This is a genomic window from Roseateles sp. NT4 (assembly GCF_051857475.1).
GTDB lineage: Bacteria > Pseudomonadota > Gammaproteobacteria > Burkholderiales > Burkholderiaceae_C > Pelomonas.
Genome location: NZ_JBPZGZ010000003.1, coordinates 117,064 through 130,058 on the forward strand (window position 1 = coordinate 117,064; position 12,995 = coordinate 130,058).

Here is a 12,995-nt window from a genome sequence, read left to right on the forward strand (position 1 = left end):
CAAGAATTCCCCGCATCCTGGCGGGGAGGGTGGTTCTAGGCTTGCACCCATGTCGGCCACCTTTCCCTCCTGCAGCAGTATTTCGTGGGGCAGCCTGCCCATGGAGGTCAGCATCTACACGGCCGCGGAGCTGCGCTCGCAGTGGCTGGCCGCGCTGGAACACGAGGCTGGCGAGGGCGCGGCCATCGAACTGGATGGGTCGGCCGTCGAGCAGTTCGATGCCGCGGGTGCCCAGAGCCTGCTCGCCCTGGCCCATGCGCTGAGCGCTCGCGGCCAACGCCTGCGGGTGACCCGGGCCAGCGATGCTCTCGTCCATGCCTGCCGGGCCCTGGGCCTGGGTGACATGATCGCGTCCACCGTCCGCGAGCCGGGCTGAGGGTCGTCTATCGATGACCTGGCCGGTTTTGCAGCAATCCGCCTATGAGCAGCTGGCGGCTCTGATGGAGGCGTCTCTGGGGCTGAGCCTGTCGATGGCCAGGAAGGCCGGCGTGGCGCTGCGCCTGGCGCCGCGCCTGCAGCGCCTCGGTCTGGACAGCTACGAGGCCTATGTCGCCTTCATCGGCAGCGCGGATGGCGCCACCGAGTTCCAGATTGCCCTGGACCTGCTGACGACGCTGGAAAGCCACTTCTTTCGCGAGCCCCAGCATTTCGACCTGCTGGAGTCCGAGCTGAGCCGGCTGCGCCCGCAGCGCCTGCGCCTGTGGAGCGCGGCCACGGCCTTCGGCGACGAGGCCTACAGCCTCGCCATGCTGCTGTCGGACCTGCAGCAGGCCGGACGCATCGGCGCGGACTGGTCGGTGCTGGGCAGCGATGTCAGCGAGAGGGCGCTGCGCGGCGCCGTCGAGGCGCTGTACTCGGAAGACAGGCTGCGCCATGTGACGCCCGAGCGCATGCGGCGTTACGGCCTGCGCGCCAGTGCGGGCTCGGTGGGGCTGGTGCAGATGCAGGCGGCACTGCGTGAGCGGGTCGAGTTCCTGCGCCTGGACCTGCGTCGACCGGTCGACGAACTCGGGCCTTTCGACGCCATCCTGCTGCGCCATGTGCTGCCGTACTTCGATGCACGCACGGCCCAGGCCCTGGTCGAGCGGTTGCTGGAGCGGCTGCGCCCGGGCGGGCTGTTCTTCACCGGGGCCAGCGAGGCCTTCGGACATTTGAGCCTGGAGCCGCTGGCACCAGGCGCGTTCAGGAGAAAGTAGGGCCTGCTAACGCTACGGCAATGGGCCTTCCCGAAGGGTTGTGGCCAGAAAGGCCGCATGCTGTGTTGCAAATCCTCGCTGGGTCGACACCCAGCTTGCGGTTTGCGGTCGGGCCTGCGGCCTTTCTGGCCACAACGCGACCCACTGCCGTGGCGTTAACAGGCCCTAGATCAGCTGCAGGGGCGCGCGGAAGACATAGCCAACGCGCGATTTGCTTTGCAGCGGCACCAGCGTCGGCGTGGCGCGTTCGATGCGACGGCGCAGGCGGTAGATGGTGGCCGACAGGCCGTCATCGGCTTCGCCGTCGGGTACTTCGCGGCCGAGCTTGTTCAGCAGCGCCTCGCGCGTGACCGGCTCGCCATTGGCCTGGGCAAAGCATTCCAGCAGTTGGCGGTCGGCCTCGCTGAGCTGGATGCGGGTGCCGTCGGGCACCACGAGTTCGCCGCTGGCGCGGTCCAGCTTCCAGACCGCATCGGCGGCCGAGGGCTTGGCGACGCGGCGCTGCACGGCGGCAATCGCCAGCGACACCTGCTCGAACTGCACCGGCTTGACGAGATACATGTCGGCACCGGCCGTGATGACCTCGCGGAAGACCTCGGGGCCTAGGCGGCCCGACACGACGACCACGCCCGCATCGGTGCGGCGGCGCAGGATCTTGATCAGCTCCACACCATTCACGCCGGGCAGCATCAGGTCGACGAGATAGAAGTCGAAGGAGAAGGCTTCAGGCGAGGCCAGCAGCGCATTGCTGTCGTCGAAGCGGCTGACCGCGATGCCCTGCTGCTCCTGCAGATACTGGGTCAGGAACTCGGAGTACTCAGCGTCGTCGTCGATGAGGGCGAGGGTCTTGGGTTGCATGGCGGCAGGGGACACGGGAGCAACCGCGGAGTTTGCCGCATGACTGAGCCGTCAGGTCGCCTCCAAATGCACTCATTGCGTGGTTTGCTGCACGCTTTGGGTGATAAATGACTGACACTAGGCGAGCGCTGTGATAAATCAAGCTGCCAGCGAGCGGCACGAGGAGACTGCGATGGCCGATGACGTGCAAGACGAGGGCCCCGACGAGCTGGCCTGGCTGCTGCCGGGTCACCGCGGAGCGCCGGCCCAGGCGCTCCGCCGCATCCAGGCCTTGTGTGGGGCTTGGCGTGATCTCTATGCCGCGATGTTCCTGGTGCTCGCGAGCCACCAGGAGCTGCCGCGCGACATGCTGGCCGCAGCCATCAAGCAGTTTCGCGGCGACCTGGACGCCTATACCCGCGATGATGTTGTCAGCTTGCTGACAGCCATCTGGAACGGCGGCAAGAGCGGTTTCGACGCGGTGTTGCGCACACGCGCCAATTCGCCCAAGAAAGGCGGCGGCGCCTTCTCATGGGTGAAGGAGTGAGCCCCTCGTCTGGGCTCGCTCCCGCTGAACGCGGGCGAGCCCAGCCGGTCCCCCGAGGGGACGGCGATGCTTGCCGGATTGACCGGCAAGCACATCGCCCAAGGCGGGCCGGCTAGGGAGCGGCCCGGCGCTCGGCCCGCAACGCTGAATCAGCCCTTGAGGCCGAGTCGGCGCCAGCCCTCATGCCCCAGCTTGTCCAGCGTCTCGAGGTTGTTCTCGTAGATGGAGGCGGTGTCGGGCATGGACTCGACGGCGCGCTCGATGCTGTCCTCGCGCAGGATGTGCAGCGTGGGATAGGGCGAACGGTTGCTGTAGTTGGCGATGTCGTCGGGCTCGCTGCCGTCGAACTGGTAGCCGGGATGGAAGTCGGCGATCTGCAGGATGCCGTCGAGCTTGAGTTCTTCCACCAGCCCGTCCGCGGCGTCCAGGAAGTCGTTGAAGTCCAGGAAGTCGGTCAGCACGTTCGGGTGGATGACCAGGGTCGTGTCGATCTCTTCCGGGTCGGTGCGGTTCAGGGCCAGCAGCTCACGGGCCAGGTCCTTCAGCAGGGCCTCGGGTTCGGTGGCTTCGCTGACGACATAGCGGATGCGGTCGTTGACGTGGACGGCCTTGGCGAAAGGGCAGAGGTTGAGGCCGATGACGGCCTTGACGACCCAGTCGCGGGTGTCCTGGATGATTTGTTCTTGGCTCATTTCATTTGTCCTTCGGCTTTATGCGGGCCGAGCGCCGGGCCGCTCCCTAGCCGGCCCGCTCTGGCGATGCGCTCGCGGTTCAATACCGCGAGCATCGCCGTCCCCTCGGGGGACCGACCAGACGAGCCCGCGTTCAGCGGGGCTCGGCTGGGCGAGGGGCCAACCATTCCTCAGCCATGCGCACCCACATGGAACCGCCGAGCGGGATCAGCTCGTCGTTGAAGTCGTAGCTCGGGTTGTGCAGGGTGCAGGGCCCCATGCCGTGGCCGCCGATGCGGTGCTCGCCTTCGCCGTTGCCGATCAGGAAATAGCAGCCGGGCTTTTCCAGCAGGTAGTAGCTGAAGTCCTCGGCGCCCATCGTCGGCTCGAACTCCTGCACATTGGGCGCGCCGACCATGTCGGTCAGCACCTGGCGCACGAACTCGGTCTCGGCCGGGTGGTTGATGGTGGGCGGGTAGTTGCGGCGGAACTCGAACTCGGCCTGCAGCTCGAAGGCGCCGGCCAGCTGCTCCGTCATGTCCTTCATGCGGCGCTCCAGCAGGTCCAGCAGCTCCAGCGTGAAGGTGCGCACCGTGCCTTCCATGACGACGGTGTCGGGCACGACATTGGTGGCCTCGCCGGCATGGATCATGGTGACGGAGATGACGCCGGGGTCGATGGGCCGCTTGTTGCGGCTGACGATGGTCTGGAAGGCCGTCACGAGCTGGCAGGCCGCTGGCACCGGGTCGATGCCCAGATGCGGCATGGCGGCATGCGAGCCCTTGCCCTTCAGCGTGATCTTGAACTCGTTGCTGCTGGCGAACACCGGGCCGCTCTTCAGCGCGAACTGGCCGGCCTTCATGCCGGGCCAGTTGTGGGCGCCGAACATGGCCTCCATCGGGAACTTCTCGAACAGGCCGTCCTTGATCATCTCGCGGGCGCCGCCGCCGCCTTCCTCGGCGGGCTGGAAGACGAGATAGACCGTGCCGTCGAAGTTGCGGTTCGTCGCCAGGTGCTTGGCCGCGGCCAGCAGCATGGCGGTGTGGCCGTCGTGGCCGCAGGCATGCATGCGGCCGAGATAGGAGCTGGCGTGCGGGAACTGGTTGCGCTCCGTCATCGGCAGCGCGTCGATGTCGGCACGCAGGCCGACGGCGCGGTCGGAGGTGCCGTTCTTGACGATGCCGACGACGCCCGTGGTGCCCAGGCCGCGGTGGACGGGGATGCCCCAGTCGGTCAGCGCCTTGGCGATGACGTCGGCGGTGCGCTCCTCATGGAAGCAGAGTTCCGGGTGCTTGTGCAGGTCACGGCGGATGGCCGTGATGGCGGGGGCGTCGGCGAGGATGGTGTCGATGAGCTTCATGAGAGGGTGACTTCAGGCTCTGTAAGGGCCTGAGTTTAGGATTGCGGCCGTGAACGTGCGTCGTGTCGCTCAACGCTGGCTGCTTTGGCTGGCCTTTCTCCTGCCCCTCGCGCAAGCGATGGCAGGGGTGCACGCGTTGTCTCACGTCAACGGCGAGCGCCAGGATGATGGCATCGCCCACCTGGTCCATTGCGACCTCTGCCTGACCGCTGCCGACCTCGGCACGGGCGCCCCGACCGCCGAGCCGGTGGCCCTGGTGGCGGGCGACGCCACCCATGCCGCCCCGCTGGTGGCCCGTGGCAGCCCCCCGCGCGCCGTCAGCCTCGGCCTGCCGCCCGCCCGGGCGCCACCCGCTTCCGCCTGAACTCCAAGCCTTCCCGCGCCCGAAGCTGGCGCGGGTGTTTGCGTTTTCTTGTGGAAGTACCTCCATGCGTTCCTTTGCCCTGGCGCCCATCGCGGCCGCCTGTGTTCTCGTTGTTTCCTTTGCGGCCCATGCCGATCCCGCCGAATCCCTCGACAAGGTCGTCGTCACCGGCAACCCGCTGAAAAGCCAGGTGCTGGCCCAGCCCAGCGACTCCCTGGGCGGCGACCAGCTCGTGCTGACCCGCGCCGCCAACCTCGGCGACACCCTGCAGGGCCTGGCCGGTGTGGCCGCCACCAACTTCGGTCCCAACGCCAGCCGGCCCAGCATCCGTGGCCTGGACGGCGACCGGGTGCGCATCCTCAGCAACTCGGGCGCGTCGGTGGATGCGTCCAACCTCAGCTTCGACCATGGCGTGGCCATCGACCCGCTGGTCATCGACAAGGTCGAGGTGCTGCGCGGCGCCGCGGCCCTGCTGTACGGTGGCAATGCCGTCGGCGGTGTTGTCAACACCCTGGACAACCGCATCCCGCGCACGCTGATCAACGGCCTCAGCGGCGCGGCCGAGGTGCGCCTGGGCGGCGCCACGCGCGACAAGAGCGGCGCCGTCGTGCTGGACGGCGGCAGCGGCCAGGCCCACTCGGGCTTTGGCTGGCATGTCGACCTGTCCGGCCGCGATGCCGATGACCAGCGCACCCCGCGTTTCGACAGCGAGGGCGAAAGCCGCACCAGCGTGCGCAACTCCGCCGCGCGCAGCCATGGCGGCGCCGTCGGCGGCTCGGTGTTCTTCCAGGGCGGCTATGCCGGCGTGTCGGTGGACGACTTCCACACCAACTACGGCACCACGGCCGAGGAGGATGTGACCATCCGCATGCAGCGCCAACGCCTGGCCACGGCGGGCGAATGGGCGACGACCGACGGCCCCATCCACCGCATCAGCTGGCAGGCCAGCCGCAACCGCTACGAGCACCAGGAGGTGGAGGGCACGGGCGAGGTCGGCACGACCTTCAAGAGCACCGGCACCGACGGCCGCGTCGAGGTCGAGCATGCGGCAATCCCTACGCCGATGGGCCCGGTCAAGGGCCTGGTCGGCCTGCAGACCGAGTCCCTGGACTTTTCGGCCCTGGGCGAGGAAGCCTTCGTGCCCAGCACGCGCACCCGCAACACCGGTGTCTTCGTGCTGGAGCAGGCCAAGCTTGGTGGCGTGGACTGGTCGGCCGGCGCCCGCACCGAACGCGTGACGGTGGATTCGGAAGGCGGCGATCGTTTCGGTGCGCCGGCCTCGCGCCGCTTCAAGCCCTTCAGCCTGGCCTTGAGCGGCGTGCTGCCGCTCAACCAGGCCTGGAGCCTGAGCGCCAACCTGAACCGCACCGAGCGTGCGCCGGCCTATTACGAGCTGTTCGCCAACGGCCTGCACCTGGCGAGCGCCGCCTATGAGCGCGGCGACCCCAGCCTGGGCCTGGAACGCTCCAAGGGCCTGGACGTCGGCCTGAAATGGGAGGGCGACGGCAGCCACGTCCACGTGAACGTCTACGAGACCCGCTTCGCCAACTACATCGCGCTGCAAGCCACCGGCGAGATGGCCGACAACGACGGCGAGGCGGTGCCGGTCTACAACTTCCAGGCCGTGCCGGCACGTCTGCGCGGCATCGAGTTCGAAGGCCGCTGGCAGATCCATCCCGCCATCGCCCTGTTGAGCCAGCTGGACGCGGTGCGCGGCGACAACCGTGCCACCGGCGAACCGCTGCCGCGCCTGGCACCGCTGCGCGCCATGCTGGGCCTGGAGGCGAAACAGGGCGACTGGTCGGGCAGGCTGGAATGGCGCGGCGCCGCCCGCCAGACCCGCGTGGCCGAATTCGACTCGCCCACGCCGGGCTACGGCACCGTGCGCCTGTCGGTCGCCCGCCAGCTGCACTGGGACAAAGTCGATGCCCTCTGGTATCTGAAGCTGGACAACCTGGGCAACAAGCTGGCCTACAACGCCACCGCCGTGCCGACCATCCGCGAGCTGGCCCCCCAGGCCGGTCGGTCGGCGAGTACAGGGTTGCAACTGCGTTTCTGACGCTCAAAGCCGGTGTACAACCGTGCATGCCGCCCACGCACCGGGCGGCATGCACGCAAGTCGTGCGTGCACGCACCAGGAGCTTCTTTCTTGCGCGGGCGCGGAACTTGCGTCGCCAGGCAGGGAACAGGAGCGACGATGCAGACCGCCTTTGACGAGATGAACGCCGCGGGGCCCACCACCCGCGCGCATTACGAGTCTTACGCCCGCTGGCTGGCCGACCAGCCCGAATCCCTGATGCGAGAGCGGCGCGAGCAGGCCGAGCTGATCTTCAGGCGCGTGGGCATCACCTTCGCGGTCTATGGCGACAAGGATTCAGGCGAGGGCACCGAGAGACTCATCCCCTTCGACCTGATCCCGCGCGTCATCCCGGCGTCCGAGTGGACGTCCATGCAGGCCGGCCTGGCCCAGCGCGTGACGGCGCTGAACCGCTTCATCCACGACGTCTATCACGACCAGGAGATCCTCAAGGCCGGCATCGTGCCCGCCGACGAGATCCTGAAGAACGCCCAGTTCCGCCCCGAGATGATGGGCGTGGACGTGCCCGGCGGTGTCTACAGCCACATCGCCGGCGTCGACATCGTGCGCGCCGGCCATGCCGACGGCAGCGGCCACTACTACGTGCTGGAAGACAACCTGCGCGTGCCCAGCGGTGTGAGCTACATGCTCGAGAACCGCAAGATGATGATGCGGCTCTTCCCGGAGCTGTTCACCCAGCATCCGGTGGCCCCCGTGGCGCATTACCCCGACCTGCTGCTGGACACCCTGCGCAGCGTGGCGCCCTCGGGTGTGTCCGACCCGACCGTCGTCGTGCTGACGCCGGGCATGTACAACTCGGCCTACTTCGAGCATGCCTTCCTGGCCCAGCAGATGGGCGTCGAGCTGGTCGAGGGTCAGGACTTGTTCGTCGACGGCGGCTTTGTGTACATGCGCACCACGCGCGGCCCCAAGCGCGTGGACGTCATCTACCGCCGCCTGGACGACGACTTCCTCGACCCGCAGGTCTTCCGCGCCGATTCCCAGCTGGGCTGCGCCGGCCTGGTGGGGGCCTACAAGGCCGGCAAGGTGACGCTGTCCAACGCCATCGGCACCGGCATCGCGGACGACAAGTCCATCTACCCCTATGTGCCGAAGATGATCGAGTTCTATCTCGGCGAGAAGCCCATCCTGCAGAACGTGCCGACCTATGTCTGCCGCGAAAAGGAAGACCTGGCCTACACGCTGGCGCACTTGAGCGAACTGGTGGTGAAGGAAGTCCATGGCGCCGGCGGCTACGGCATGCTGGTCGGGCCGGCGGCAACCAAGGACGAGGTCGAGGCCTTCCGCGCCCGGCTGCTGGCCAACCCAGGCAACTACATCGCCCAGCCGACGCTGTCGCTGTCGACCTGCCCGACCTTTGTCGAGAGCGGTATAGCGCCGCGTCATATTGATCTGCGACCCTTTGTGCTGTCGGGCGCCAGCGTGCGCATGGTGCCCGGTGGGCTGACGCGCGTGGCATTGAAGGAGGGGTCACTCGTGGTCAACAGCAGCCAAGGCGGCGGGACCAAGGACACCTGGGTGCTGGAAGACTGAGGGAGACAAGCAGATGCTTTCTAGAACCGCTGACCACCTCTACTGGATGTCGCGCTATATCGAGCGGGCCGAGAACACGGCCCGTCTTCTGGACATCGCCTACCAGACCTCCCTTCAGCCCCAGTCGGCCGACGAGTCCGAGCAGACCTGGCGCAGCCTGGTGTCCATCTCGGAGCTGAACACCCTCTACGGCGGCAAGTATTCGACGATCAATGGCCGCAACGTCATGGAGTTCATGGTGGCCGACGAGAGCAATCTGTCGTCCATCTTCAACTGCCTGCGCGCCGCGCGCGAGAACGCGCGGGCCGTGCGTGGTTCGCTGACGACCGAGGTCTGGGAAACCATGAACCAGACCTGGCTGGAGTTCCGCCGCCTGCTGCGCGAAGGCGCGCTGCAGCGCGACCCCTCGCAGTTCTTCGAATGGGTCAAGTACCGCAGCCATCTGTCGCGCGGCGTGACGGTGGGGACCATGCTGCAGGACGAGGCTTTCCACTTCATCCGCATCGGCTCCTTCCTGGAGCGGTCCGACAACACGGCGCGGCTGCTGGACGTGAAGTTCTATCGCCAGGAGCAGACGCAGACGGGACATGAGGACGCCGGGCATGACGCCGCGCGCGACTTCTACTACTGGTCGGCCGTGCTGCGCTCGGTGTCGGGCTTCGAGATCTATCGCAAGGTCTACAGCAACGTCATCCAGCCCGACAAGGTCGCCGAGCTGCTGATCCTGCGGCCGGACATGCCGCGCTCGCTGTCCCACTGCATCACGCGCATGCTGGCCAACCTGAAGCGCGTGGCCAACCCGCAGTCTGGCGAGACCCTGCGCCGGGTCGGCCGGCTGGAAGCCAAGCTGGCCTTCGGCAGCATCGATGAGATCCTGGCCGAGGGCCTGCACCCCTTCCTGGATGGCTTCCTCGCCGAGGTGTCGGATCTGGGCGAACGCATCGGCAAGGACTTCCTGGTATGAGCATCCACGTCGCCCTGAAGCACGTCACCCGCTACAAGTACGACCGTCCCGTCAGCCTCGGCCCCCAGGTCGTGCGCCTGCGTCCGGCGCCGCATTGCCGCACGCCGGTGCTGAGCTACTCGCTGCGCATCGAGCCCGAGAACCACTTCATCAACTGGCAGCAGGACCCGTTCGCCAACTACCTGGCGCGGCTGGTCTTTCCTGAGAAGACGACCGAGTTCACCGTCACGGTGGACCTGGTCGCGGAGATGGCGGTCTACAACCCCTTCGACTTCTTCCTCGAGCCCCACGCGCAGAAGTTCCCTTTCAGCTATGACGAGGCCCAGCTCATCGAGCTGGCGCCCTATCTGCAGGTCGAGGCGCCCACGCCGCTGCTGGCCGCCTATCTGAAGGACATTCCCCGCACCGAGCGCGCCACCATCGATTTCCTCGTCGAGCTGAACCAGCGGGTGCAGAACAGCGTTTCCTACCTGATCCGCATGGAGCCTGGCGTGCAGACGCCCGAGGAGACCCTGCACAAGGCCTCGGGCTCCTGCCGCGACTCCGGCTGGCTGCTGGTGCAGCTGCTGCGCCACCTCGGCCTGGCCGCACGCTTCGTGTCGGGCTATCTGATCCAGCTGACGCCCGACGAGAAGGCGCTCGACGGCCCCAGTGGCACCGAGGTCGACTTCACCGACCTGCACGCCTGGTGCGAGGTCTATCTGCCCGGCGCTGGCTGGGTGGGCCTGGACCCGACCTCGGGCCTGATGGCCGGCGAAGGCCACATCCCGCTGGCCGCCACGCCCACGCCGGGCAGCGCCGCGCCGATCTCCGGCGGCGTCGACAAGAGCGAGGTCGAGTTCGACCACGAGATGAGCGTCACGCGCATCTACGAGTCGCCGCGAGTGACCAAGCCCTATACGGAGGACCAATGGGCTGAGGTTCTGAAGCTGGGCGACCAGGTCGACGGCGAGCTGGTGGCCGGCGATGTGCGCCTGACCATGGGCGGCGAGCCCACCTTCGTGGCCATCGACGACCGCGACGCGCCCGAATGGAATACCGAGGCCCTGGGCCCGACCAAGCGCATCTATGCCCAGCAGCTGACGCACAGGCTGCGCGACGAATACGGCCAGGGCGGCTTCCTGCATTTCGGCCAGGGCAAGTGGTATCCGGGGGAGCAGCTGCCGCGCTGGGCCCTGTCCATCTACTGGCGGGCCGACGGCCAGCCCTGCTGGCGCAACCCCGACTGGTTCGCCAACGAAAGCGAGGGCCACGCCTACACCAGCGAGGATGCCAGGACCTTCATGGCCGCGCTGACGCGCCGGCTTGGCCTGACCGACGCCCATGTGCGGCCAGCCTACGAGGACACCTTCTACTACCTCTGGCGCGAGCGCCGCCTGCCCGTCAATGTCGACCCCTTCGACTCGCGGCTGGACGACGAGATGGAGCGCGTGCGCCTGCGCCGCATCTTCGACCAGGGCCTGTCCCATGTCGTCGGCCATGTGCTGCCGCTGCGCCACAGCGGTGACTCGCCGACGCTGGCCGGCACGCGCTGGCAGACCGGGCCGTGGTTCCTGCGTGACGAGCGCCTCTATCTGCACCCCGGCGACTCGCCGATGGGCTGGCGCCTGCCACTGGATTCCCTGCCCTGGGTCAGCAAGGGCGACTACCCCTATCTGATCGAGCAGGACCCGTTTGCACCGCGCGGCATGCTGCCCGCCGCGGCAACGCTGCGCGCCCAGACCATGGGCATCACGTCCGGCGGGCCGACGCCGGGGCTGCTCAAGGCCGGTGGTGTGGCCGGTGGGGCGACCGCGCCGGCGGGCCAGGGCGGCGTGGGCGGTGTCCACCTGCTGAGCGAGCCGGAACGTTTCGAAAGCGCAGCCGGCATCACGCGCACCGCCCTGTGCGTCGAGGCCCGTGACCCGCGCCGCGCCAACGGACCCGCCGCCGAAGGCAAGGGCAAAGCCAGCGGCGTGCTTTACATCTTCATGCCGCCGCTCGAGAAGCTCGAGCACTACCTGGAGCTGCTGACAGCCGTCGAGGCGGCCTGCGAGGAGACCGGCTTCAAGATCGTGCTGGAGGGCTACCCGCCGCCGCGCGACCCGCGCCTCAAGCTGCTGGCCGTCACGCCCGACCCCGGTGTCATCGAGGTCAACATCCACCCGGCCCACAACTGGGGCGAGCTGGTCGACCACACCGAGTTCCTCTACGAGGCCGCGCGCCTGACCCGCCTGTCGAGCGAGAAGTTCATGATCGACGGCCGCCACAGCGGCACCGGCGGCGGCAACCACTTCGTGCTGGGCGGCGCCACGCCGGCCGATTCACCCTTCCTGCGCCGGCCGTCATTGCTCGCGTCGCTGCTGGCCTATTGGCACAACCATCCTTCGCTGAGCTATCTGTTCAGCGGCCTCTTCATCGGTCCCACCAGCCAGGCGCCGCGCGTGGACGAGGCGCGCAACGACCAGCTGCGTGAGCTGGAGATTGCGCTCGGCGAGATCCACAAGCTGGGTGACAACGCCGCGCCCTGGCTCATCGACCGCACGCTGCGCAATGTGCTGGTTGACGTGACCGGCAACACCCACCGCAGCGAGTTCTGCATCGACAAGCTCTACTCGCCCGACTCGGCCACCGGCCGCCTGGGCCTGCTGGAGCTGCGCGCCTTCGAGATGCCGCCGCACGCACGCATGAGCATCGTGCAGCAGTTGCTGCTGCGTGCCCTCATCGCGCGTTTCTGGAAGCAGCCCTACCGCGCGCCGCTGGTGCGCTGGGGCACCGAGCTGCACGACCGCTGGCTGCTGCCGCACTTCATCCGCGACGACTTCGCCGACGTCATGCAGGACATGAACGAGGCGGGTTATGCGATGGACGCGGCCTGGTTCGCGCCCCACTACGAGTTCCGCTTCCCCAAGTATGGCGAGTTCGCCTCGCGCGGCGTGCACGTCACGTTGCGCGGCGCGCTGGAGCCTTGGCATGTCATGGGCGAAGAAGGTTCGTCCGGCGGCACGGTGCGCTATGTGGACGCTTCGATGGAGCGCCTGGAGTTGCATGTCAGCGGCCTCGTCGACCCGCGCCACCGCGTGACGGTCAACGGCCAGCCGGTGCCGCTGCAGCCCACCGGCCGCGTCGGCGAGTTCGTCTGCGGTGTGCGCTACCGCGCCTGGCTGCCGCCGTCGGCCCTGCATCCCACCATCGGCATCCATGCGCCGCTGACGGTGGACCTGGTCGACACCTGGCAGCAGAAGTCCCTGGGCGGCTGCCGCTACTTCGTCGCCCATCCGGGCGGCCGCAACTACGCGACGCTGCCGGTCAATGCCTATGAAGCCGAAAGCCGCCGCCTGGCGCGCTTTGCCGCCATCGGCCATTCGCCGGGCCGAGTCGAAGTGAAAGAGCCGCAACGAAGTCTGGAGTTCCCGTTCACGCTGGACCTGCGCAAAGTATCCTGA

General features: G+C 67.9%; 11 protein-coding genes. 8 read left to right on the top strand and 3 right to left on the bottom strand.

From position 1 onward, the window contains the following. Nucleotides 1-49 precede the first annotated feature (49 nt). Complete coding sequence (locus ACS5PN_RS19470; protein ID WP_439465670.1) at nt 50-376, top strand: STAS domain-containing protein; 327 nt, start codon at nt 50-52, stop codon at nt 374-376. A gap of 13 nt (nt 377-389) precedes the next feature. Next, nucleotides 390-1,196: a CheR family methyltransferase gene (locus ACS5PN_RS19475; RefSeq protein WP_439465671.1), complete on the top strand. Its 807-nt coding sequence runs from the start codon at nt 390-392 to the stop codon at nt 1,194-1,196. Nucleotides 1,197-1,361: 165 nt separating this feature from the next. Here the strand turns inward: ACS5PN_RS19475 and ACS5PN_RS19480 are convergent, their stop codons facing one another. After that, complete coding sequence (locus ACS5PN_RS19480) at nt 1,362-2,054, bottom strand: response regulator transcription factor (RefSeq protein ID WP_439465672.1); 693 nt, start codon at nt 2,052-2,054, stop codon at nt 1,362-1,364. Between the two features lie 172 nt (nt 2,055-2,226). Here ACS5PN_RS19480 and ACS5PN_RS19485 point away from each other — a divergent pair, with 172 nt between their 5' ends. Then, on the top strand, nt 2,227-2,580 hold the full coding sequence (locus ACS5PN_RS19485; RefSeq protein WP_439465673.1) for a hypothetical protein: 354 nt from the start codon (nt 2,227-2,229) through the stop codon (nt 2,578-2,580). A gap of 149 nt (nt 2,581-2,729) precedes the next feature. Here ACS5PN_RS19485 and ACS5PN_RS19490 read toward each other — a convergent pair whose 3' ends face one another. Beyond that, nucleotides 2,730-3,272 carry a DUF1415 domain-containing protein gene (locus tag ACS5PN_RS19490; RefSeq protein WP_439465674.1) on the bottom strand — a complete coding sequence of 181 codons (543 nt, stop codon included), beginning with the start codon at nt 3,270-3,272 and terminating at the stop codon, nt 2,730-2,732. Between the two features lie 133 nt (nt 3,273-3,405). Next, on the bottom strand, nt 3,406-4,611 hold the full coding sequence (locus tag ACS5PN_RS19495) for a M20 aminoacylase family protein (protein WP_439465675.1): 1,206 nt from the start codon (nt 4,609-4,611) through the stop codon (nt 3,406-3,408). A gap of 49 nt (nt 4,612-4,660) precedes the next feature. Here ACS5PN_RS19495 and ACS5PN_RS19500 point away from each other — a divergent pair, with 49 nt between their 5' ends. The 5 genes from ACS5PN_RS19500 to ACS5PN_RS19520 all read left to right on the top strand — a co-directional run bounded on the left by ACS5PN_RS19500 (nt 4,661) and on the right by ACS5PN_RS19520 (nt 12,995). Beyond that, nucleotides 4,661-4,975 carry a hypothetical protein gene (locus ACS5PN_RS19500; RefSeq protein WP_439465676.1) on the top strand — a complete coding sequence of 105 codons (315 nt, stop codon included), beginning with the start codon at nt 4,661-4,663 and terminating at the stop codon, nt 4,973-4,975. Between the two features lie 64 nt (nt 4,976-5,039). Then, nucleotides 5,040-7,034 (top strand): TonB-dependent receptor, encoded by a 1,995-nt coding sequence (locus ACS5PN_RS19505; protein WP_439465677.1) that lies wholly within the window; start codon nt 5,040-5,042, stop codon nt 7,032-7,034. Between the two features lie 138 nt (nt 7,035-7,172). Next, nucleotides 7,173-8,606: a circularly permuted type 2 ATP-grasp protein gene (locus tag ACS5PN_RS19510; protein ID WP_439465678.1), complete on the top strand. Its 1,434-nt coding sequence runs from the start codon at nt 7,173-7,175 to the stop codon at nt 8,604-8,606. Between the two features lie 13 nt (nt 8,607-8,619). Continuing rightward, nucleotides 8,620-9,570 carry an alpha-E domain-containing protein gene (locus ACS5PN_RS19515; RefSeq protein ID WP_439465679.1) on the top strand — a complete coding sequence of 317 codons (951 nt, stop codon included), beginning with the start codon at nt 8,620-8,622 and terminating at the stop codon, nt 9,568-9,570. Continuing rightward, nucleotides 9,567-12,995: a DUF2126 domain-containing protein gene (locus ACS5PN_RS19520; RefSeq protein ID WP_439465680.1), complete on the top strand. Its 3,429-nt coding sequence runs from the start codon at nt 9,567-9,569 to the stop codon at nt 12,993-12,995. The genes ACS5PN_RS19515 and ACS5PN_RS19520 overlap by 4 nt, the downstream gene beginning before the upstream one ends.